The 21,497-nt window shown below is 61.7% G+C and carries 18 protein-coding genes; 10 read left to right on the top strand and 8 right to left on the bottom strand.

The genetic code is table 11. The annotated features are described in order from the left end of the window. The first annotated feature begins 39 nt into the window (after window positions 1–39). From ACXX81_RS22855 to ACXX81_RS22845, 3 genes are all read left to right on the top strand, one after another. Entirely contained in the window at window positions 40–1,017 is a 978-nt protein-coding gene (locus ACXX81_RS22855) for an asparaginase (RefSeq protein WP_458572448.1), read from the top strand. 95 nt (window positions 1,018–1,112) lie between these two features. Continuing rightward, window positions 1,113–5,684 (top strand): dermonecrotic toxin domain-containing protein, encoded by a 4,572-nt coding sequence (locus ACXX81_RS22850; protein ID WP_458572447.1) that lies wholly within the window; start codon window positions 1,113–1,115, stop codon window positions 5,682–5,684. Between the two features lie 50 nt (window positions 5,685–5,734). Then, the gene (locus ACXX81_RS22845; protein WP_245229048.1) at window positions 5,735–6,244 is read left to right on the top strand and encodes a hypothetical protein; all 510 of its coding nucleotides are present in this window, start codon (window positions 5,735–5,737) and stop codon (window positions 6,242–6,244) included. On the opposite strand, the gene pdxR is transcribed toward ACXX81_RS22845, so the two are convergent. Beyond that, window positions 6,206–7,756, bottom strand: coding sequence for a MocR-like pyridoxine biosynthesis transcription factor PdxR (pdxR, locus tag ACXX81_RS22840; RefSeq protein WP_458572446.1), 1,551 nt, complete (start codon window positions 7,754–7,756; stop codon window positions 6,206–6,208). The genes ACXX81_RS22845 and pdxR overlap by 39 nt on opposite strands. A gap of 90 nt (window positions 7,757–7,846) precedes the next feature. Between pdxR and ACXX81_RS22835 the strand changes: the two genes are divergently transcribed. Genes ACXX81_RS22835 through ACXX81_RS22825 form a run of 3 tightly spaced genes read left to right on the top strand, consistent with a single transcriptional unit; the run spans window position 7,847 to window position 9,610 of the window. Next, window positions 7,847–8,485 carry an FMN-binding negative transcriptional regulator gene (locus tag ACXX81_RS22835; RefSeq protein ID WP_458572445.1) on the top strand — a complete coding sequence of 213 codons (639 nt, stop codon included), beginning with the start codon at window positions 7,847–7,849 and terminating at the stop codon, window positions 8,483–8,485. Further along, on the top strand, window positions 8,482–8,928 hold the full coding sequence (locus tag ACXX81_RS22830) for a GNAT family N-acetyltransferase (RefSeq protein ID WP_458572444.1): 447 nt from the start codon (window positions 8,482–8,484) through the stop codon (window positions 8,926–8,928). The genes ACXX81_RS22835 and ACXX81_RS22830 overlap by 4 nt, the downstream gene beginning before the upstream one ends. A gap of 10 nt (window positions 8,929–8,938) precedes the next feature. Further along, entirely contained in the window at window positions 8,939–9,610 is a 672-nt protein-coding gene (locus ACXX81_RS22825) for a GNAT family N-acetyltransferase (RefSeq protein ID WP_458572443.1), read from the top strand. 322 nt (window positions 9,611–9,932) lie between these two features. Here the strand turns inward: ACXX81_RS22825 and ACXX81_RS22820 are convergent, their stop codons facing one another. Then, complete coding sequence (locus tag ACXX81_RS22820) at window positions 9,933–10,835, bottom strand: homocysteine S-methyltransferase family protein (RefSeq protein ID WP_231422270.1); 903 nt, start codon at window positions 10,833–10,835, stop codon at window positions 9,933–9,935. A 114-nt stretch (window positions 10,836–10,949) separates the two neighbouring features. Here ACXX81_RS22820 and ACXX81_RS22815 point away from each other — a divergent pair, with 114 nt between their 5' ends. Both ACXX81_RS22815 and ACXX81_RS22810 read left to right on the top strand, forming a co-directional pair. Next, window positions 10,950–11,771 (top strand): ABC transporter substrate-binding protein, encoded by an 822-nt coding sequence (locus tag ACXX81_RS22815; RefSeq protein WP_231422269.1) that lies wholly within the window; start codon window positions 10,950–10,952, stop codon window positions 11,769–11,771. Beyond that, entirely contained in the window at window positions 11,768–12,538 is a 771-nt protein-coding gene (locus ACXX81_RS22810) for an amino acid ABC transporter permease (protein ID WP_209986554.1), read from the top strand. Before ACXX81_RS22815 ends, ACXX81_RS22810 begins: the two co-directional genes overlap by 4 nt. A 6-nt stretch (window positions 12,539–12,544) precedes the next feature. Here ACXX81_RS22810 and ACXX81_RS22805 read toward each other — a convergent pair whose 3' ends face one another. Further along, on the bottom strand, window positions 12,545–12,820 hold the full coding sequence (locus tag ACXX81_RS22805) for a helix-turn-helix domain-containing protein (protein WP_209986558.1): 276 nt from the start codon (window positions 12,818–12,820) through the stop codon (window positions 12,545–12,547). Further along, window positions 12,817–14,151 (bottom strand): type II toxin-antitoxin system HipA family toxin, encoded by a 1,335-nt coding sequence (locus ACXX81_RS22800; RefSeq protein ID WP_458572607.1) that lies wholly within the window; start codon window positions 14,149–14,151, stop codon window positions 12,817–12,819. Before ACXX81_RS22800 ends, ACXX81_RS22805 begins: the two co-directional genes overlap by 4 nt. Before the next feature lie 278 nt (window positions 14,152–14,429). On the opposite strand from ACXX81_RS22800, the gene ACXX81_RS22795 reads away from it, so the two are divergent. Beyond that, window positions 14,430–15,719 (top strand): autotransporter outer membrane beta-barrel domain-containing protein, encoded by a 1,290-nt coding sequence (locus ACXX81_RS22795; protein ID WP_458572442.1) that lies wholly within the window; start codon window positions 14,430–14,432, stop codon window positions 15,717–15,719. Window positions 15,720–15,804: 85 nt separating this feature from the next. On the opposite strand, the gene oadA is transcribed toward ACXX81_RS22795, so the two are convergent. Continuing rightward, window positions 15,805–17,613 carry a sodium-extruding oxaloacetate decarboxylase subunit alpha gene (oadA, locus tag ACXX81_RS22790; RefSeq protein WP_231422267.1) on the bottom strand — a complete coding sequence of 603 codons (1,809 nt, stop codon included), beginning with the start codon at window positions 17,611–17,613 and terminating at the stop codon, window positions 15,805–15,807. Between the two features lie 11 nt (window positions 17,614–17,624). Next, on the bottom strand, window positions 17,625–19,040 hold the full coding sequence (locus tag ACXX81_RS22785; RefSeq protein ID WP_209986566.1) for an acetyl-CoA carboxylase biotin carboxylase subunit: 1,416 nt from the start codon (window positions 19,038–19,040) through the stop codon (window positions 17,625–17,627). Window positions 19,041–19,234: 194 nt separating this feature from the next. On the opposite strand from ACXX81_RS22785, the gene ACXX81_RS22780 reads away from it, so the two are divergent. Next, window positions 19,235–20,209, top strand: a complete 975-nt coding sequence (locus ACXX81_RS22780) for a LysR family transcriptional regulator (protein WP_209986569.1) — start codon at window positions 19,235–19,237, stop codon at window positions 20,207–20,209. On the opposite strand, the gene ACXX81_RS22775 is transcribed toward ACXX81_RS22780, so the two are convergent. After that, complete coding sequence (locus tag ACXX81_RS22775) at window positions 20,139–20,336, bottom strand: PA3496 family putative envelope integrity protein (RefSeq protein ID WP_082638316.1); 198 nt, start codon at window positions 20,334–20,336, stop codon at window positions 20,139–20,141. The genes ACXX81_RS22780 and ACXX81_RS22775 overlap by 71 nt on opposite strands. Window positions 20,337–20,549: 213 nt before the next feature. Continuing rightward, window positions 20,550–21,416, bottom strand: coding sequence for a transcriptional regulator HexR (gene hexR, locus ACXX81_RS22770; RefSeq protein ID WP_003177007.1), 867 nt, complete (start codon window positions 21,414–21,416; stop codon window positions 20,550–20,552). Window positions 21,417–21,497 lie beyond the last annotated feature (81 nt).

Raw genomic sequence — 21,497 nt, 5'->3', positions numbered from 1 at the left:
TCGAGGCCCGGCGGCGTTTTTCGTTCAGGAGACTCTTTGATGCAATCAGCCAACAACGTGATGGTGCTCTACACCGGCGGCACCATCGGCATGCAGGCCAGCGCCAACGGCCTGGCACCTGCTTCGGGCTTTGAAGCGCGCATGCGTGAGCAGCTTGCCGAGGCGCAAGTACCCGCGTGGTGCTTTCAGGAAATGGCGCCGCTGATCGACAGCGCCAACATGACCCCAGCCTACTGGCAGCGCCTGCGCTGCGCAGTGATCGAAGCGACGGACGCCGGTTGCGACGCCGTGCTGATCCTGCACGGCACCGACACCCTGGCCTACAGCGCCGCCGCCATGAGCTTCCAATTGCTGGGCCTGCCGGTGCCGGTGGTGTTCACTGGCTCGATGCTGCCGGCGGGCGTGCCCGACAGCGATGCCTGGGAGAACGTCAGCGGCGCCCTGGCCGCCCTCGGTACAGGCCTGGCGCCGGGTGTGCACCTGCACTTTCACGGCGCGCTGCTGGCCCCCACCGCGTGCGCGAAAGTCCGCAGTTTCGGGCGCAATCCCTTTGCCGCCCTCAAGCGTCAGGGCGGCGTGGCACGCGCTACTGCTCTCCCGGCGGCGCTGGATTATCGCCAGCCGAAAACCCTGGCCAGCGTCGGCGTGCTGCCGCTGGTGCCGGGCATCGGCGCAGCGCAGTTGGACGGCCTGATCGACAGCGGCATTCACGGGCTGATTCTCGAATGCTTCGGCAGCGGTACCGGCCCCAGCGACAACCCCGACTTCCTCGCCAGCCTCCAGCGTGCGCAGGACAAGGGAATTGCCGTGGTCGCGATCACCCAATGCCATGAAGGCGGCGTGGAACTGGACATCTACGAAGCCGGCAGCCGCCTGCGCGGTGTGGGCGTGTTGTCCGGAGGCGGCATGACCCGCGAAGCGGCGTTCGGCAAGCTCAACGCGCTGCTCGGCGCCGGGCTGGATCACGCCGAAGTGCGGCGCCTGGTGGAAGCCAACCTGTGCGGCGAATTGGGCTGAGGCCCGCCCTTACATAATCACCGCCCTTTCTGACCGAGCGGTTCCTAGTATGGAAACCCCCCAGTTTCCATACTCAGGCTCGTCAGGAGTTTTCCATGGCTTCAACGCTTCCTCCACGCCCCAACCTCGCCGCCACGCTGCTGGCGCAACTGTCGGTCGGCCCCTCGTTTCGAGACGTCGCCGCCGTGTTGCTGCGCGAGCAACTGCGCGAGCGTTACCCGACACTGGACATCGACCCCGAAAACACACTGGTCGGCACCCCCGTGTGGGAAATCATCGAAGACCAGGTGGTGGCCCGCCCGCCACAGTTCCAGGCACTGACCAATGTACTGGCCAGGCAGGCGGTGCTGGCGGTACCGGCGCTCTACATCGAAGGCGAACACTTCCTCACCCGGCAACCCGTGGCCGACCCGCCCGTGCACTTGCCGGTGCGCATCGACGAAATCGCCGGCCTGATCAATGTGCTGGCGCCCGTGATGATCAGTGGCTACCAGGACCAGCAACTTGCGTACTGGAACGCCGACAACGGCAACAGCACGCCCCACTGGCAGCAACTGGCCAACACCCTGCGGCAAATGTGGAACGTGGATTGCGTCGTTGGCTGGGCTGAATCGGACTGCATCATGGCCCGCCAGCTGTTCCGCGCCCCGGACCTGACGACCAGGAGCGCCCAGGCCCCCTACGGCACACGCGCCTACCTGATAGAAATGGAAGACATCGATGAGCAGGGCCAGGCTCGACACCTCTACCAACACCTGATCACGGTACTGGTCGGCACCCAGGACAGTAAAACGGTGATTCTCACCCACTCGCTGCTCGATGGCTTTGATCGGTTCACGTCCTTCGATCAACTGGGCGCCGCGCTGCCAACCACCCTGCATACGTCGACCGCCCACGACAAGATGCAGTGGCGACTGGTGGAACCGGCCGGCAATTATTTCGATTACCTGGCGTGCGCGTTGATTGCGGTGCAGATCGAAGCCATCGACGCGCTGGATTTTTCCGATGTACGCGGCGACCACGCCAGCGCCGCGCCGCTCGCAGTGCCGCCCAGCGCTGCAGTGGCCGGTGCAGACGCCGACCTGCAGCATTACGAGCAAGCCCTGCCCGACTGGTTGAGGTCGGCCAGCATCTCGGACCTGAATGCCGGCTCGCGTCATCTCAAGGACCTGGCGACCCTGCATCGTCTCAATGAGGGCAGGACCCACCTGGACGGGATCGCGCCGATTCAGGCCTATGCCCTCAACCAACTGAACGCCGATATGCTCAGGGACCATCCCGACACCAGCCAACACCTGCTGGAAAAGGTCGAACTGGTGGTCAAGAGTCCGGTGGTGTGGGGCGCCTTTACCCTGCCAGGGCAGGTGGACACGACAGTGTTCAGCCTCACGGAGCTGGCCCTGCAAAACCTGATCGCCGTACCCCTGGGCAACAAGACCGTGCGGCGCACCAATGGCGGCGGGCTGCCGGCCTGGCTCACCGTCGACTATGTGGAAAGCCTGGTCAAACGCGCCGATATCGGCAGCACTTACCCGGCCCTGATCAACCGCCTGTTGTTGCAGGATGCCGATGAATCCAGGCGCCGCCGCATGCTCTACAACCAGCACCTGAAAGTGCAACTGCCGCTGCTGGCCCTGCAATGCAAAATACGCGGGGAACACGGCATCGATGAGCGCGGGTACCGCTATGTAGCCACGCTGATGCAAGCCCGGGCTACGGAGGGCCTGGTGGACGAGCAACCCATCGTGATCCGTGAATTGGCGTTTGCGCCGCAACGTCGCACCGACGCTGCGCCGGACAAGGTGACCAACATGTACATCATCGGGCCCAGGGATCCCGGCGCCGGCCCCTGCCTGCTCTACCGGCCGCTGCTTGACCCGCCGCTGATCCAGTATCCGTCAGCGGCCAACGCGCTGTATGCCATCCAGCAATCGTCGCAGTTGCGTGAATCGGTGCTGGCCTGGTTACCCGACGACGTGCGCGCGGACTACAGCCGCTACGTATTCCCCGGCGCGCTGCCATCGCCCTGGGCAGTAGCGGACTTCCTGGTCGAACCGCTCAAACTGTGGATCCTGAGTGGGCCCATGGCACTGGGAGGGCACGCCCTTGATGGCGATATCTTCGCCACCCTGTACACCGCCAACGCCACGGCACTGTTGACCCTGGCCGAACACCAGTCGGTGTCCAACGCTCAGGCACGCTGGGAAACCTTCAAGCGCGCCGGCTGGCTGATCTTCAACGCCGCCTTGCCGTTCATGGGCTCCACCGTTGGCGCCGCCGCGTGGATCTGGCAAATCATGGACCAACTGCAAGCGGTGGTTGACGCCCAGGCACACCGCCAGTCGCCCTGGGCCGCCTTCAGTGACTTGCTGCTCAACCTCGGCATGGCCATCTCATTGCTCGTCGTCACCCGCTCGACGCCACAGCGACGCGCAGCAACCAAAGGCCCTGCGCCGCCATCCAGGCCCTCACCGCCCAGGCCTGTGCAGATCAAGCAACTGGCAAATATCTCTGCCGACAGCCCGAGCGCCGTTTCCATCCGACCGTTGCTGGCCGCTGGCGCCATCAACCGCACCAAGCCTCGCCTGAGTGAGGTGCTCGACAGTTTCAAAGTCGCCAAGCCCGGTGACCTGGGAGAGCCGATCAGTACCCAAGGCCCGTATTTGAATCTCTACACCAATGGCGACGGCTACTACGCCCCGGTCGGCGAGCGCTGGTTCCAGGTACAGGTGGACGAGGGCGACGCGGTGCGGATCGTCGACCCCGCCTCCCCTGAGCGCAACGGCCCACCGTTGATCGGCAACCGCCAGGGTGCCTGGTTTATCGACACCCGGCTGCGCCTGCGTGGCGGCGGGCCAAAAGCACAGATCCGCAAAGCCAAGGCGCTGGCGCAAAAACGCGCCGAGGAACTGCGTCAACAGTTGAGTGCGTTCGAAAAGGACAAGAAAAACGCCCAGACCGAACTGCAGCAAGCTCGCCAGGCCATGGACGAGGCGCCCTCCACTTCCGCCGAGGCCCGGCGCCAGGCGTACCAGCAAACCCTCACCACCCAGCGCGACGCCTATGAAACTGCCCTGCAGAAACTCAAGGAGCTGAACGTGCACGCGCCCACCCCGGATTATGCCCAAAAGGCGCTCAACTACCTCAAGGCGCAAACCGAACTCAGTTGCGAGGATATCCGCGAAGCCATGACCCGCTTCACGCCCAGGCTGCGCAGCGTGCTTGATCAAATAGAGCGAGAGGATGTCGAGCCGCAGCAACGCTACATCGCCGAGGCACAGGAAATGAGTGAGTTGAACCGGCAGATGATCCAGCGCCTGGACTATATGCAGGGACGCTTTGACGAGCTGCGCGGACTGCAACGTGACGGCATACGCCTGATCGCCACGATCAAGGGCTCGTTGCCGGTCTTCAAAAGCGACTACCTCAAGGCCTTGCAGGTGCTGCTCGGCCGTGACCTGTGCCTGTCAGCCGACACCCGGCATACCCTGCCGGATGCCTGGAAGACCCTGGGTAGCATCGTCGACAGCGCCGAAGTTGCGATCCAGTGCCTGCGCGACACTCTGGACGAACGCAGTGAAGGCCGCCTCGACGAGCGCTTTGATACCCTGAGTAGCCTGATTGAGCAATTTGAGCTGATAAACGAGCGCCTGCAGGATTTCCACGCGCAGCACACCTTGCATATCGAGGTTGAACCGTTCGACAACCTGCGCCGCCAACTGAAGGAGTTCAACCAGCGCGCCATCACACAGCTTGCTGTGCTGAGTGCCGAGAGGGAAGCCCTCAGAAAACGCCCCATCCCGCCCGTAACACCGCCACGGCCGAAGAAGAAGTTCATTCGTACACGCTTCGACGGGATGCTGATCGGCGAGCCGCGCTTGAGTGATATCGGCCTCGATACAGGCATGGTGGACATCCTGTCGCCGTTCACCCATAAAGTCGTCGCCACCTACCATGAAAAAACATCGGGTGTGTGGGTCAAGCATCTGACTCCCACGCGGGTCAGCCCGGCCTTGATCGATGCCCAAACCAGTATCCGCGCCGGCCAGGCACTGCTCGATGAACTGCCGACATTCCGAGAGCGCATGCAGAGCCTTGTGCAACAGCCAGAACGCAGTCCCCTCGGTATCGAATGGGCCTACAACCAGCAGGCCAAGAGGCTCAGGGAGGCCAACAGTGCCATCAAGCGCGCGTTGACCCAAAGCAATGCCACCGATTTGGCATCGCTGCCCGCCAGTACGGTCAACAAGGCGCTGACTGAAGCGGTGCCTGAGCTTTATCGTCAGAGCAACGAGCAGGTGCTGACGATGTTCAAGCGGCGTCCGCCCACCCCCTCCGCTGTGGAATGGCTTAAACGCCATAACGCGATCACCATCAAGAAAACCCTGAACCGACGCCGCCTCAAACGCCTGCAGCCCGACTATCTGGACGAATACACCATCACCGACCGCGGCACCCGCCAGGTGCTCTGGTACGCGCATTTTCATTACAGCGCCAGTTGGACTCCGGCGCGTTCCTACCTCTCGGCGCGCTTGAAAACCGTGGAAGAACAACGCCTGGATGCCGCCGCCGATACCCTGAGCAATGAGTCGAGCCAGGCACAAAGGCTAGCGCTTTACCGCAGTGAAATCACCTTTGAACAAGCCCGGCAGCTGTTCTTCAACTGATAAAGCGCACGCCAACTGCTTACTTTTTCAACAGGCCAAGGAGTGCCTTTATGAACGACCTCGTATTGACCGACAGCGAAACGCTGCTGACGCAATTGACCACCCATCCATCCCTGCGTGAAGTGGCATCAATCGTCTTGAAAACGGCACTGCACGAGCTGTACCCCACACTGGATATCGACCCGAATCTGGCCATCGTCAGGACCCCGAGATGGACGGTGGTGAATGGCGAGCTCATTCCCCAGAAGCCATTTGGAGAGACCCTCACCGGCGCCGGTGGCATCGACTTTTTCGCCACTCAAACACCCACCCTGCTGCCCACGCATAACCTGAATACGCAGGCGACCGGCGCAGTGATCAGCCCGTCGAAGATCGATAACATACGCAGCCCGATCACTGTTTTTTACCCCACCCGTTGCAGGAGCGGGGGCGCTCGCGAAAGCCTTCAAGGCAACGCATTGAATCGGGATGCACGCGTTATCGTTAACGTTCTTCGCGAGCAAGCTCGCTCCTACGGGGATTTAGCCACCCCATGCCTGGCGCAGACGCGCCAGGGCTAGCGCGATCTGCGCCGGGGGCACCGCGGCAAATCCAAGCACCAGCCCGGCGCGTTGGTCGGACGGGGTGCTGGAATCCGGTAACCAGTATTTGCTCAGGCCGGTGATCTCAACCCCAACCGCCTCGGCCTGCGTCAGCAATTGCTGTTCACGGGCGACGCTGTCCACCCGCACGCTCAGGTGCAGGCCGGCGGCGACCGTGGGCAGGCAGCTCACGCCTGGCAATGGGCCCGGCCAGCCGCTGAGCAGCGCATCACGGCGGCTGAGTGCGGCGCGGCGCATGCGCCGGATGTGCCGCTGGAAATGCCCTGCCGCCATGAACTCGGCCATCACCACTTGGGTGCTGACCTCCGAGTGGCGCATGTCGACGGCACGGCGTCGGGAGAACGGTTGCACCAGACCCGGCGGCAGCACCAGGTAGCCCAGACGCAATGCCGGGAAGGCCACCTTGCCGAAGGTGCCGACATAGAGCACACGCCCGCTGCGGTCCAACGCCGCCAACGGCGCCAGGGGTGCGCCGCTGTAGCGGTATTCGCCATCGTAGTCGTCCTCGATCACCCAACCGCCGGTACGCTCGGCCCAGGCCAGCAGTTCCAGGCGTCGCGCCAGACTCATCACCACGCCCAGCGGATATTGATGGGCCGGGGTGACATAGACCAGGCGGCAATGCTCAAGGGCATTGAGCGCACCACAGTCGATACCTTCGCTGTCCACCGCCACGCCGTGCAATCGGCCACCGGCCACGGCAAACGCACGGGCGGCGGCCTGGTACCCCGGATTTTCGATGGCAACCGAGGCACCCGGCTCCACCAGCAGCTGTGCACAAAGGCTGATGGCCTGCTGCGCGCCATTGGTGATCACTATTTGCTCAGCCGTGCAGTGCAAGCCACGGGCGCTGCGCAGGTAGGCGGCGATCAAGCCGCGTAAACGCAAATCCCCTGCCGGATCGCCATAGCAGAGCTGTTGCAGGTCCGGCCTGCGCCAGAAAGCCGCGCTCAGCTTGGCCCACACTTCAAAAGGAAACAGATCGAATGCCGGCACACCCACGCGAAACGCACGTGGCGGGCCACCGGGCGGGTGTGCCAGAGGGTGGTTTTGCACGCGTTCCAAGGCGCTGCTGTGGATAACTTGCGCGCAGGCAGCAGACGCTGAATCTGCACAATTTGTGGATAAAGCTGTGGGTAAGCCTGTTGATAAGCCTGTGGACAGTTTTGTGGATAGTTTTTTTGCCGGCGTGGCTGCACGCGGTAACCGGGCCACGTAGGTGCCGTCTCCGACCCGCGTTTCGATGAAGCCTTCGGCATACAACTGGTCGTAAGCGCGCACCACGCTGTTGCGGGAAATCGCGAACACTGCCGCCAGGTCGCGACTGGCCGGCAGCCGCGTGCCGCTGACCAGGCGTCCATCCAGCACTCGCTGGCGCAGGGCCTGATACAACTGGCGCGTCAGGCCCTGGCGACGGTCCAGTTCGATACCGATGGGGTTGAACGACAGGGGCGGCTCGATGGCGGGCATGGCATTGGACCTATCAAATGGGCCGGAGATGGCTCTTACAACGAACCATTAGCCTGCCTAGGATGCAGGCATTCGCCAAGGAAAACTTCCATGTACACACCCCGCGCCTTCGCCGTCGATGATCTGCCCGAACTCCAGCAATGGATCCGCCAAACCCGCCTGGCCCAGTTGGTGACGTTCGGTGAGCAAGGTCTGCTGGCCAGCCACCTGCCGCTGCTGCTCAACGCCGATGAGAGCCCCAATGGCACGCTCTACGGGCATTTGGCCAGGGCCAATCCACAGTGGCGCGACCTGCAAAATGGCGCCGAGGCTCTAGTGATTTTTGCCGGTGCCGAGGCCTATATCAGTCCGTCGCTCTATCCGGCCAAGGCCGAGCACGGCAAAGTAGTACCGACCTGGAACTACCTGGCGGTGCACGCTTACGGCAAAGCCGAGGTGTTCAGCGATGCGGCGCGCCTGCTCAATGTGGTCACGGCCTTGACTGATCGCCACGAGGCCCGGCGTGAGCAGCCATGGCAAGTCAGCGACGCGCCGGCCGACTATATTGACGGCATGCTCAAGGCCATCGTCGGCTTCACGCTGCCCATCGAACGCCTGATCGGCAAACGCAAACTCAGCCAAAACCGCAGCCCGGCCGACATCGCTGGCGTACGCGAGGGCCTGGCGGCCAGCGACGAAGTGCGTGACCAGGCCGTGTCCCGCCTTATTCCCCAGGGAGTCTCAGAATGAGCCCGATCGATATCCGCCTCGTCACTGCCGCCGACCACGGCGCCTGGCTGCCGCTATGGCAGGCGTACCTGAAGTTCTACAACACCGAGCTGCCGCAGGCCGTCAGTCACAGCACCTGGCAACGCCTGATCGACCCCGGCGAACCGACTCATTCAGCGTTGGCCTGGCAGGATGACGAGGCCGTGGGCATGGTCAACTTCATCTACCATCGGTCCAACTGGAGCATCGAAAATGCCTGCTACCTGCAGGACCTGCTGGTGGCGCCGTCCCAACGCGGCACCGGCGTGGGTCGCAAGCTGATCGAGTTCGTGTATGCCACCGCCAGGGCCGACGGCTGTGCCAAGGTGCACTGGTTGACCCATGAGACCAATGCCACGGCGATCCAACTCTACGAACGTATCGCCGAACGCCCAGGCCTCATCCAATTTCGCCAAGCCCTTTAAGGAGCGCCGCATGTCCACTTCCCTCCCCGACTGGAAAGGCGTCCCGGCGCCTGCCGTGCAACGACTCGAAGGGCGTTTCATCCACCTGGAAAAACTCGACCCGGCGCAGCATGGCGACGACCTGTTCGACGCGCTGCAAGGCCCCGGCGCCGACCCCAGGCTGTGGGATTACTTGCCCTACGGCCCGTTCCCCGAGCGCGGCGCCTTCAACGCCTGGCTGGACAATCATGCCGCGCACAGCGACCCGTATTTTTTCGCTGTGATCGACCGCGCGAGCGGCCGCGCCCAAGGCATCCTCAGCCTGATGTCCATCGTGCCCGAACACGGGCGCATCGAAATCGGCCACGTCACCTTTGGCGCACCGATGCAACGCTCGCCCAAAAGCACCGAGGCGGTGTACCTGCTCGCCAGGCACGCGTTCGACCTGGGCTATCGCCGGCTGGAATGGAAATGCAACAACGCCAACGACCGCTCCCGCTACGCAGCCGAACGGTTGGGATTCAGTTTTGAGGGGGTGTTCCGCCAGCACTCCGTGATCAAGGGCCACAACCGCGATACAGCGTGGTATTCGATCATCGACTCGGAGTGGCCGACGGTGGGTGCAGGATTTGAAGCGTGGTTGTCAGAGGCCAACCAGTCAGGCGCCAGCCAACTGAAAACCCTGGCAGAGTGCCGTGCCTGAACACAACACGGGAGGGGGCCTGCGCCCTCTTGTTAGACACAAAATAACGTGTCGATTTTAGCCTGGAGTTTCAGGCAGCCACACGCCTGTGGCGAGCGGGCTTGCCCCGCGTTGGGGTGCGAAGCGCCCCCAATCAAGCAAAACGCGGTGTACCTGATACGGCTCAGCGTCTGGTTTTGGGGCTGCTGCGCAGCCCAACGCAGGACAAGCCTGCTCGCCACAGGGAATCTGCGCTTAACTGAACGGCATTATGGCTTGCCCGCTCGCCACAAAAATTAGCCCGCTCGTCACGCAGCCTCCTGGATTTTCAGCCTGTGGTGAATCAGCGATTCAGTTGCTCGGCCAACACCGCAATATGCTCCGGCCCAATCCCGCAGCAGCCGCCCAGGTGGCTCGCGCCCCGCGCCTGCCAATCGGCGGCCCAGTGCAGGTAGCCCGGTGGGTCGAGGTCGTCGCGCAACGGGTCCAGGCCGTCATTGGCCGTGGCTTCCTTGGGTTGCGGCGGGAAAGCATTGGCGTAGGCGCCGATCTGGATCGCCACCCCCAGGCGCTCGAAGGTGTGCCGGGCGGCATCAATCGCTGCGCCGATCACTTCCGGTTGGCTGCAGTTGAACAGCAGCACCTGCACGCCCAACTGCGCCGCCGCTTCGGCCGCCTCCGTCACCGGCTCGCCGGAGCGCAGGCGCGGGACGTCGTCGGTGTCTTCATCCTTCAAGGTAAACGACAGCCAGAACGGCTTGCCGTCCTGCGGCAAACCGGCATGAATCGCCCGCGCCTCGACGATTGAACTCTGAGTTTCCGCCAGCCAAAGATCCACATGGGGCGCCAGACCCCGCACCAACGGGCTCAGCAGTTCGTTCACACGCTCGGCCTGGAACAGATCCGGGCGGTAAGACCCGAACAGCGGCGGCAGCGAGCCCGCCACGCGCACAGCCTTGCCCGAAGCGTCCACCGCCCGCCGTGCCAGTTCTCCGGCGAGGGAAGCCAGTGCCTGGCCTTCTTCGGCAAACCGCGCTTCACCGATATGAAACGGCACCACGGCGTAGCTGTTGCTGGTAATCACGTTGGCGCCGCTGTCGATATACGCCGCGTGCACCGCCTCTACCGCTTGCGGCGCCTCGCTCAAGGCCAATGCCGACCACTCCGGCTGGCGAAACGGCGCGCCACGGCGTTGCAGTTCGCGGCCCATGCCGCCGTCAAGAATTACTGTGCTTGCTGCGCCCATATGCTTTTTACTCATATGCTTATGAAAATAACTCACTATGAGAGTCGTTCTTATAACTATTTAATGCGTACCATCCGATTAATAACAACCTCTTTTTTATTCAGGTGTTCAATTTTGAAAATCAAACCGCTGCTGGCCCTGGGCCTGACACTGCTGGCTGCCTCCACCCAAGCCTTTGGCGGCGCCACACTGGACCGCATCGAGCAAAAGAAGGAACTGGTCGGCGTGCTGATGGAAAGCTACCCGCCGTTTTCGTTCCTCAATGACCAGAATCAGCTCGACGGTTTCGACGTGGACGTGGCCAAGGCCGTGGCGCAGAAATTGGGCGTGAAACTGCGTCTGGAAACCCCCTCGTGGGACGTGATCGCCGCCGGCCGCTGGAGCGGTCGCTATGACATTTGCATCTGCTCCATGACCCCGAGCAAGGCACGCGCCGAGGTGTTCGACTTCCCGGTGGAGTACTACGCATCGCCTGCGGTGATCGTGGTCAATGCCCAGGATGACCGCATCCACGAGGCCAAGGACCTGAGCGGCAAGAAAGTCGGCCTCACCAGCGCCTCCAGCTACGAAAGCTACCTGAACAAGAACCTGGTGATCGAAGGCGCCGAAGACACGCAGCTGCAATACCCGTTCGAAGACGTGCAGATCGCACCGTACGATACCGACAACGTAGCCTTCCAGGACCTGGGCCTGGGCGCCGGTGTGCGCCTGGATGCGATCCTCACCAACCTGGTCACTGCACAGCCGCGCCTGAGCCAGGACAAACGCTTCAAACTGGCCGGCGCGCCGTTGTATTCGGAGCCCAACTCGGTGGCCATCGAGAAAGGCGACCCGCAGTGGGACAGCAAGGTGCGTGAGGTCTTCGCCCAGCTCAAACAGGACGGCACCTTGAGCAAGCTGTCGCAAAAATGGATCGGCGCCGACATCAGCCAATGAGTTTTCGCACACGGCTTTACCTGACCTGGGCAGCGCTGTTCGTCCTGTTTGCGAGTTTTTTCCTGAGCTTCGACCTGAAGTTTTCGATCATCCTCGACAAGCTGCCCAACCTGATCGGCCTGCATCTGGCGCCCAACGGGTTCCTGCAAGGCGCCGCACTCACGCTTTTCCTGTGCCTGTGCTCAATGCTGGCATCGTCGGTGCTGGGTTTCGTCACGGCCCTGGGGCGCCTGTCGAAAAGCGCGGTGGCATTTGGCATCGCCAGTTTCTACGCGTCGTTCTTTCGCGGCACGCCGCTGCTGATCCAGATTTTGCTGATCTACCTGGGTCTGCCGCAACTGGGCCTGGTGCCGGGCGCCATCGTTGCCGGGATCATTGCGCTGTCGCTCAACTATGGCGCCTACCTGAGCGAGATTTTCCGCGCCGGCATCCTCGGCGTGCCCCACGGACAACGCGAGGCCGCACTGGCCCTGGGCATGCGCGACAGTGCGATTTTCTGGCACGTCACCCTGCCCCAGGCCATGCGCACCATCATCCCGCCGGCGACCAACCAGTTCATCTCGATGCTCAAGGACTCGTCGCTGATCTCGGTGATGGGGGTGTGGGAAGTGATGTTCCTCGCGCAGTCCTACGGCCGCTCCAGCTATCGCTACATCGAGATGCTCACCACTGCGGCGATCATCTACTGGGTGATGTCCCTGGCACTGGAGTTGATCCAGGCGCGCATGGAGCGGCACTTCGGCAAGGGGTATATGCGGCGCGGTTGAAGCGCTTCAGTAGTTGCGGCGTATCCTGACTACGCCCATCTGCATACCGAAGGGGCGAAACACCGCGTTCAGCGATTTGAGGGTCTGATTGCCCTCGCCATGCTCGATATGCACAAGGGTGCGCACCGAGATTTTGCACATCTTGGCAAACTGGTTCTGGTGCAGCCCGGTGACCTCAGTGCGCAGGCGGCGTACGGCTTCGCCTATCTGCAGTGAACCGTCGGCAAGGCCTTGTTCAATGCTTTGCAGCAACAAGGCACGGGCATCCATGCTGGTCGTCATCTGAGCCCCCACTGCTTGAGCCGCAGGTCCAGTTTGCCCAGTGGGATACTGGGGTGATTCAAGGTCACGGCAGGCAGTCCTCCAGCCGCGAGCATGTCCGGTAACGCACGCAACTGTTCGGCGTCCTGGCGCAGTCGTTCAAACGCCAGTTCGGGATCGAGAATGTCGCCCAGCGCATCGCAGACACCCCGCCAATTGATGTCGCCCGCCACTTCCAGGGGTTTGGGCCACTTGGTCGTTCGGGTGACGCCCTCGTCATCCATCACCATGGGCGCCAGGTCATAAATGGGTGCCAGGCGAAGGGCGTCGCGTTCACGGATAATTGAGGTATTTCGCCCGTGGTTATCCGAGTTACCCAGCACTTTATTGAGCAAGTCCCGACGTAGATACTCGGCAACCAGCTCAGCTATCTGAGAGTGCTGGCCCACAGCGCGCCATTGCTCAACCAGCAGATTGATGACTTCCAGGTGATCCATATAGCTGCCTGGCGTGGTCACGCCCGCCAGGGAGTAAATCGATTCGACAGCCAGGCGTTCCACGCCGTTTTTTCCGACTCTGCGGTCAAAACGATGCATCCACAGGCTGGGTTTGGTGGCCTCTTCCAGTGCCAGGCCATCGGCAGCGACGGTGTTTATGCCAAGTGCCTGAAGCGCTTTGTAGTAGTGATATTCGCTTCTAAGGATGACCTGGTCATGCTGTGTAGCCTGGTTGCGAGCGAACTTGATGAACCAGTGTTGAGTCACGTCATCGTCATTCAGCACAGCATCTGGATACAGCAAGCCGTCCCTGCCTTGGGTCATCAACAGTTTCGGCGCCTCGCCGCCTGCTCCGGTAGCACCGCCGATCGTTGCACCCTGCTCATAGGCATATTCTAAAAAACTGTTATCGCGAGCGACCACCTCATGCCGGGGAAAACCAACTGGCACTTCGCCGTCCACCGCTTGCACCGATTCCTTGATACGCATGTTGCCGATGGGTGCCGGTGTGCTGCGCCACAGTAGAAACAGATCGGCATTCAAGTCCTGCGGTTTTTCGTGGCCTATGCGTTTCATCAAGGAACGTCTGGCCGCACCGGATGGGACGATATCGTGCAAAAAGGCGGGCGCTGATGAAAGCCCCGCAACATCCCAGGTCAGTGGAAACCGTGCGCTGACGGACCTGGAAAAAGGTTGTTGGATGGCCTCAATGTTGTCGACGAGATAATCCTGTCGGTAGTGAAACCTGCAGGCCCCCTCCAGCCCCTTTTGAGGCTCAGAGAACTCGAGGACCATAGCGTCACGCCAATGACCGTCGGTGAAAATCTGCAACATTAAAAGGTAAGTGTTTTCCATCTGCAATTTGGTGCACCTGCCTGGCAAATTACACAGCGTCACTGCAATATAGTGCATTTATAGAGTAGATAGCGGCCATATTTACGCATTAAAATGCACTTTTTTTGCAAAAGCTCGTAAAAAACGCAATTTAATGCAAACGAGCATCTAGGGCTTGAAGTGTTTTTAATCGCCGCCAAGTAAAGACAACTCCCGCGAAACAGCAGTCGCCAGCCTGACATTTATAACCAGCCCATCTCGCTAAATTCCCGGCCTCATTTATCAGAGGTTGGGATTACATGCTTCATACACCCCACAGATTTGCCCTGGTCATGGCCCTCGCGATCAGCACGGTCAGCCTTTCACCCGCCTATGCACAAGGTGAGTTCGACTACTTGCACCACCACTCGCAACCCGACGACACAGAGGATGCCGAGTGGTATGAAGTGCCTGAGGTCGACACGCCGCTGGTGGACGGTTATCTGATCCAAAAGGCCACCTCTTACAACGGTTTGCAGCTCGCTGCCGTGCTCGATCCCGCGCTCACCAAGCTGATGGACGCCGAACTGACATCGGAGGAGGAAGAAGAACTGGAAAAAATCGCTGACGCCCTCACCCGGGACCCCGGAGGAATGGGTGCCGCCCTTGAACAACTGGCCGGCAGTCAGAACGCCAACCTCGCCGCCGCCACTCAAAACACTACGCAGCAGCTTGGCAGCCAGCTGCTTTCAACCCTGCAGGCATTGCCCGACACCGATGAGGGCCACTTCTGGACCAAAGGCGTGCGCAACGAAGGTCGCCTGGCCAGGCAAGGCGGCAGCGCCGGCGTAAGCACCGACACCCAAGGCTTGATGCTGGGTGCCGACTGGGCCCTGGACCAAGCCTGGCGCGTGGGTGTGATGGGCGCAAAGACCAGCAGCCGCTTCGATGCCCAGCGATTCGACGCCGACCTCGACAGTTGGCACCTGGGTGGCTACGCAGTCCGGCAGGACGGGCCCTTGGCGCTGCGCCTGGGAGGCATCTACAGCCGCCATGCCGGCACCAACAAGCGCCGCATTCAACTGCTCGACTATGAGGAACAACTCAAGGGGAGCTACGACGCCCAGAGCCAAACCCTCTTCTCTGAGCTGGGCTACCGGTTGGGCAGCGCGGATGTCAGCGCCGAGCCGTTCATCGGGCTGGGCTACCAGCGCTATCATCGCGACAGCTTCAAGGAGCGCGGCGGGCTGGCCGCGCTGAACGTCGGCTCGCAAACCCAGCAAAACCTGAACAGCACCGTTGGCCTGCGTCTGGCGACGGAGTATCGGTTCGATCACCAGGTCAGCCTCACTCCCCACCTCAGCACCCGCTGGAAACACCTCTACGGCGCGGTCGACAGCCAGGTGCGTCAGTCCTATCGCCACACCCCGGGGCTGATTGACGATTTCACCATCACCGGCACCTCACTCGACCGCGACAGCCTGGAATTGCAAGCCGGCCTCGACCTTGCGCTGTCCGCGCAACACACCGTCGGCCTCAGCTACAGCGGCCAGGCCGGTACCCACAGCCGCAACCAGGGCCTGATGGGGCAGTGGATGATGAGTTTTTAAGCGCCGCGGCCGCCAAATTACAGGCAAAAAAAAGGGGAGCACCTGCTCCCCCGAGGATTAAACGGTAGCGGTCGAAGGCTGTGTGTCAGCCTTCGATTTCAATCAGAATTTCGCCCGGATTGACCCGGTCGCCCTTGGCCACATGAACAGCGCTCACCTTGCCGGCAATCGATGCCTGCACTTCGGTTTCCATCTTCATCGCTTCGGTAATCAGCACCGCCTGGCCGGCCTTGACCACGTCGCCTTCCTTGACCAGCACATCGACGATATTGCCCGGCATTGCCGTGCTGACGTGCCCTGGCTCGGTGGCGTGCTTGCGCTTGCTGCCGCCGCTGCTGACAAAGTCGTTGAGCGGTTCGAACACCACTTCTTCGGGCATGCCGTCGATGGACAGGTAAAAGTGCCGCTTGCCCTCGGCCTTCACGCCCACACCGGTGATGTCCACGCGGTAGCTTTCGCCGTGCACGTCGATCACGAACTCGGTCGGCACGCCCTCACCGCCTGCGCGGGCCACGCCGCCGGCTTCAGGGATCGGCAGCAGCACTTCCGGCGCCAGGGTGCCGGCGTCGCGCTCTTCGAGGAACTTGCGACCGATATCCGGGAACATGGCGTAGGTCAGCACGTCTTCTTCGGACTTGGCCAACGCCCCGATTTCGCCGCGCAGCTTGGTCATTTCCGGTTTGAGCAAATCGGCCGGGCGTACATCGATCACGTCTTCGCTGCCGATGGCCTGGCGGCGCAGCTTCTCGTTCACGGTGCCGGGCGCCTTGCCGTAGCCGCCTTGCAGGTAGAGCTTCACTTCGTTGGTGATGGTCTTGTAGCGCTCGCCGGCCAGCACGTTGAAGAACGCCTGGGTGCCGACGATCTGCGAGGTCGGCGTGACCAGCGGCGGGAAGCCGAGGTCTTCACGCACACGCGGGATTTCGGCCAGCACTTCGCTCATGCGGTTGAGGGCGCCCTGCTCTTTCAACTGGTTGGCCAGGTTGGAAATCATCCCGCCCGGCACCTGGTTGACCTGCACGCGGGTATCGACGGCGGTGAATTCGCTTTCGAACTGGTGGTACTTCTTGCGCACCGCATAGAAATACAGGCCGATTTCCTGCAGCAGCTCCAGGCTCAGGCCGGTGTCGAATTCGCTGCCTTTAAGCGCGGCGACCATCGACTCGGTGCCCGGATGGCTGGTGCCCCAGGCGAAGCTGGAGATCGCAGTGTCGATGTGGTCGGCACCGTTTTCGATGGCCTTGAGCTGGCACATCGCAGCCAGGCCGGCGGTGTCGTGGGAGTGGATGAAAATCGGCAGGTTCTGCTCGGCTTTCAGCGCCTTGACCAGTTCGCCGGTGGCGTAGGGGGTCAGCAGGCCAGCCATGTCCTTGATCGCAATCGAGTCGCAACCCATGGATTCCAGCTGCCGGGCCTGGGCCACGAACGCTTCGACGGTGTGCACCGGGCTGGTGGTGTAGGCGATGGTGCCCTGGGCGTGTTTGCCGGCGGCTTTGACTGCTTCGATGGCCACGCGCAGGTTACGCACGTCATTCATTGCGTCGAAGATGCGGAATACATCGATGCCGTTGACGGCAGCCTTGGCGACAAACGCCCTCACCACGTCGTCGCTGTAATGGCGATAGCCCAAGAGGTTTTGCCCGCGCAACAGCATCTGCAGGCGCGTATTGGGCAACGCGGCGCGCAGTTGGCGCAGGCGCTCCCACGGGTCTTCCTTCAAAAAGCGCACGCAGGCGTCGAAGGTCGCGCCGCCCCAGACTTCCAGGGACCAGTAGCCGACTTTATCGAGCTTGTCGCAGATCGGCAGCATGTCTTCGGTGCGCATGCGCGTGGCCAGCAACGATTGGTGGGCGTCGCGCAGGATGGTGTCGGTTACAAAGATTTTCTTGGACATTGTTGTATTCCTCACAGGCCTGCGTGGGCGGCGATGGCGGCGGCGATGGCCAGGGCCAGCTCTTCGGGTTTGCGCTTGATCGAGTAGTTGGTCAGCTCAGGGTGGCTTTCCACAAAGCTTGTATTGAACTGGCCGCTGCGGAATTCCGGATTACGCAGGATTTCCTGGTAATAGGCGGCGGTGGTCTTCACGCCCTGCAGGCGCATGTCGTCCAGGGCACGCAGGCCGCGGTCCATGGCTTCTTCCCAGGTGAGCGCCCACACCACCAGTTTCAGACACATGGAGTCGTAGAACGGCGGGATGGTGTAGCCGGTGTAGATCGCCGTGTCGGTGCGCACGCCAGGGCCGCCGGGTGCGTAATAACGAGTGATCTTGCCGAAGCTGGGCAGGAAGTTGTTCTTCGGGTCTTCGGCGTTGATGCGAAACTGCAACGCGAAACCACGGTGCTGGATATCTTCCTGCTTCACCGACAGCGGCAGGCCCGAGGCGATGCGGATCTGCTCGCGGACGATATCGATGCCGGTAATTTCTTCGGTGATGGTGTGTTCCACCTGCACCCGGGTGTTCATCTCCATGAAATACACTTCGCCCTCGGCGAGCAAAAACTCCACGGTGCCGGCGTTCTCGTAGCCCACGGCTTTGGCGGCGCGTACCGACAGGTCGCCGATGTAGGCGCGCTGTTCAGGGGTGAGTTGAGGGCTGGGGGCAATTTCGATGAGCTTTTGGTTGCGGCGCTGGATCGAGCAATCGCGCTCGAACAGGTGCACCACGTTGCCAAAGCTGTCACCGAGGATCTGCGCCTCAATGTGCTTGGGATTGACGATGCATTTTTCCAGAAACACGTGCGCCGAACCGAAAGCCTTGGTGGCCTCGGAGATCACGCGGGGGAAGGCTTGTTCGAGTTCTTCACGGCTGTTGCACCGACGAATGCCGCGCCCGCCGCCGCCGGACGTGGCCTTGAGCATCACCGGGTAACCAATGCGGTCGCCTTCGATAAGGGCTTCATGGATATCGGCGACATTGCCTTCGGTGCCGGGGGTAACCGGCACGCCGGCCTTGATCATGCTGCGGCGCGCTTCGGTCTTGTCACCCATGCGGCGGATAACTTCAGCCGAAGGGCCAATGAACTTGATGCCACGTTCGGCGCAGATGTCGGCCAGTTCGGCATTTTCCGACAGGAAGCCGTAGCCGGGGTGCAGCGCGTCGCAACCGGTCTCCACGGCCAGGTTCACCAGCTTGCGCGGGTTGAGATAACCGGCCAGAGGGTCGGCACCAATGCTGTGGGCTTCGTCGGCACGTTTGACGTGCAGCGCATGACGGTCGGCATCGGAAAACACCGCGACCGAGCGAATACCCATCTCGGCACAGGCACGCACGATGCGGACGGCAATTTCCCCACGGTTGGCGATCAGGATCTTTTTTATCACTTGGAAATTCCCTTGAGCCGATTGCTGCGTCATCGACCCGATGAAGCGGGGTCGGCGCGTGACAAAATGTTTCATGACAGTCGCGAGACACACACTAAGCCGCTGGAGGGATTAACAAAAATCAATAATTATTGGGCTGTGTATAAGCAAAGACTTATAGTCACTGCATCAGGGTTGGCCGGGGTGCTTTAAAAATGCGTAAGTCATTGATGCGCCTGACATTGCGTCAGCTGCAAATCTTCAATGAGGTGTGTGATCTGCGGTCCTACAGCCGCGCAGCCGAGGAAATGTCCCTCACACAACCGGCCGTCAGCCTGCAAATTCGTCAGATTGAGGAGCTGATCGGTCAGCCGCTGTTCGATTATGTCGGCAAAAAGCTCTACATGACCGAGGCCGCCGAAGCGCTGCAGCGGGCCAGCCGCGATATTTTCGGGCGCCTGGAAAACCTCGACATGCAGCTGTCGGACATGCAGGGGTCGCTGCAGGGCCAACTGAAACTGGCGGTGGAGTCCAGCGCCAAGTATTTCGTGCCGCACCTGTTTGCCGCCTTCAAGCGCCAGCATCCGGAAGTGCAACTGCACCTCACGGTGGTCAACCGCGCGCAGGTCATTCGCAGGCTGTCGGACAACCGCGACGACCTGGTGATCATGTCCATGGTGCCTCAGGACATGGGCCTGGAATTCCTGCCCTTCCTCAACAACCCGATTGTGGCGGTGGCGCCACCGGATCATCCGTTGAGCCTCAAGGGCCCGCTGCGCCTGCAGGACCTGGAACCTTACACGCTGCTACTGCGCGAACCGGGCTCCGGCACCCGGATGGCCTGTGAGGAATACTTCAAGGAAAAACGCGTGCACTTCACCCAGACGGTGGAAGTGGCTTCGGCCGAGGCGCAACGCGAATGCGTGTGCGCCGGGCTCGGCGTGGCGCTGCTGACGCGCCATGCGGTCAACATGGAACTGGCCACCGGCGGGCTCAGGGAGCTGCCGGTGGAGGAACTGCCGCTGTACCGCAGTTGGTGCCTGGTGCAGGCCAAGGCCAAGCGCCTGTCACCGGTAGCCCATGCCTTCCTGGGCTTTATCCGCAGCGAGCGGTTGCAGATCAGCGCGCTGGCTGAGCGTTTCGCTGGGCGGCCGCGGGTGCCTGCCAATGCAGTTCCGGGTAGTCACTGATGCTCTGCAGCAGTTGACGCTGGTCACAACGGTCTTCGATCGCGCGACGGAACGCCATGCGGCGCTGGTCTTCCTGCTGACGACGGGTTTTGACGGAGCTGCTGCTTTCTTCGTAGTGCCGGGCCATTTCGAGTCTCCCAATGCGAGTACGGGAGCTCAGGATGGTCCTGGGGGATGACACGACTGTGACAGCTCGGTGAAGATTCTAAAAACACTGGAGATCAAAATATGGGAGGGGACTTGCCCCCGATGGCAGTGTGTCAGTCACTGAATGTTTTGACTGATACACCGCCATCGGGGGCAAGCCCCCTCCCACATTTGGAATGGGTTTGAACTGAGGTCAGTCGTCCAGGGCTTTGACCGACTTGGGCGATAACCGCAGGCTGCGCAAGCTGCGCTTCACGCTCTTGAGGTGGTTGACCAGGCTCGGTCCGCGCGCCATGGCAACGCCCATGGCCAGTACGTCGATCACCACCAGGTGGGCGATACGCGAGGTCAGCGGCGTGTAGATTTCGGTGTCTTCGTGCACATCGATCGCCAGGTTGACCGTGGACAGTTCCGCCAATGGCGTCTGGCTCGGGCACAGGGTGATCAGCGAGGCGCCGCTTTCGCGCACCAGGTTGGCGGTGATCAGCAGGTCTTTGGAGCGGCCGGACTGGGAAATGCAGATGGCCACGTCGGTAGGCTTCAAGGTCACCGCCGACATCGCCTGCATGTGCGGGTCGCTGTAGGCAGCTGCGGTGAGCAGCAAGCGGAAGAACTTGTGCTGGGCGTCGGCCGCCACCGCACCCGAGGCGCCAAAACCGTAGAACTCCACGCGCTGGGCCTGGGACATGGCGGTCACGGCCTTTTGCAGCTCCACCGGGTCGAGCTTCTCGCGCACTTCCATCAGGGTATGCAGAGTGGTGTCAAAAATCTTAAGGCTGTAGTCGGCGACCGAATCGTCTTCGTGGATCGCAAACTGACCAAAACTCGCACCGGCAGCCAGGCTCTGGGCCAGCTTGAGTTTCAGGTCCTGGAACCCCGAGCAACCGATGGCGCGGCAGAAGCGCACGATGGTCGGCTCGCTGATGCCCACGCTGTGGGCCAGGTCGGCCATGGAACTGTGCATCACGGCCGCGGGGTCAAGCAGCACGTGATCGGCAACCTTGAGTTCCGATTTGCGTAACAGGTGGCGCGACTGGGCGATATGTTGCAGCAGATTCACAGGGCAGGACTCTTGTTATTGGCAGGCGCCAGGGATGTAGCAAGCTTGTAGTTATACTACAGGAATTGTCGTTTTGCCCGT

The organism is Pseudomonas sp. GNP013, assembly GCF_054343995.1.
The sequence above is the reverse complement of the archived record's forward strand: the minus strand, read 5'-3'. Positions and strand labels throughout refer to the sequence as shown.

What these genes read in the sequence shown, in the direction of transcription:
- ACXX81_RS22855 (WP_458572448.1), top strand. Translation starts at nt 40, where the DNA reads ATGCAATCAGCCAACAACGTGATGGTGCTCTACACCGGCGGCACCATC.
- ACXX81_RS22850 (WP_458572447.1), top strand. Translation starts at nt 1,113, where the DNA reads ATGGCTTCAACGCTTCCTCCACGCCCCAACCTCGCCGCCACGCTGCTG.
- ACXX81_RS22845 (WP_245229048.1), top strand. Translation starts at nt 5,735, where the DNA reads ATGAACGACCTCGTATTGACCGACAGCGAAACGCTGCTGACGCAATTG.
- pdxR (WP_458572446.1), bottom strand. Translation starts at nt 7,756, where the DNA reads ATGCCCGCCATCGAGCCGCCCCTGTCGTTCAACCCCATCGGTATCGAA.
- ACXX81_RS22835 (WP_458572445.1), top strand. Translation starts at nt 7,847, where the DNA reads ATGTACACACCCCGCGCCTTCGCCGTCGATGATCTGCCCGAACTCCAG.
- ACXX81_RS22830 (WP_458572444.1), top strand. Translation starts at nt 8,482, where the DNA reads ATGAGCCCGATCGATATCCGCCTCGTCACTGCCGCCGACCACGGCGCC.
- ACXX81_RS22825 (WP_458572443.1), top strand. Translation starts at nt 8,939, where the DNA reads ATGTCCACTTCCCTCCCCGACTGGAAAGGCGTCCCGGCGCCTGCCGTG.
- ACXX81_RS22820 (WP_231422270.1), bottom strand. Translation starts at nt 10,835, where the DNA reads ATGGGCGCAGCAAGCACAGTAATTCTTGACGGCGGCATGGGCCGCGAA.
- ACXX81_RS22810 (WP_209986554.1), top strand. Translation starts at nt 11,768, where the DNA reads ATGAGTTTTCGCACACGGCTTTACCTGACCTGGGCAGCGCTGTTCGTC.
- ACXX81_RS22805 (WP_209986558.1), bottom strand. Translation starts at nt 12,820, where the DNA reads ATGACGACCAGCATGGATGCCCGTGCCTTGTTGCTGCAAAGCATTGAA.
- ACXX81_RS22800 (WP_458572607.1), bottom strand. Translation starts at nt 14,151, where the DNA reads ATGGAAAACACTTACCTTTTAATGTTGCAGATTTTCACCGACGGTCAT.
- ACXX81_RS22795 (WP_458572442.1), top strand. Translation starts at nt 14,430, where the DNA reads ATGCTTCATACACCCCACAGATTTGCCCTGGTCATGGCCCTCGCGATC.
- oadA (WP_231422267.1), bottom strand. Translation starts at nt 17,613, where the DNA reads ATGTCCAAGAAAATCTTTGTAACCGACACCATCCTGCGCGACGCCCAC.
- ACXX81_RS22780 (WP_209986569.1), top strand. Translation starts at nt 19,235, where the DNA reads ATGCGTAAGTCATTGATGCGCCTGACATTGCGTCAGCTGCAAATCTTC.
- ACXX81_RS22775 (WP_082638316.1), bottom strand. Translation starts at nt 20,336, where the DNA reads ATGGCCCGGCACTACGAAGAAAGCAGCAGCTCCGTCAAAACCCGTCGT.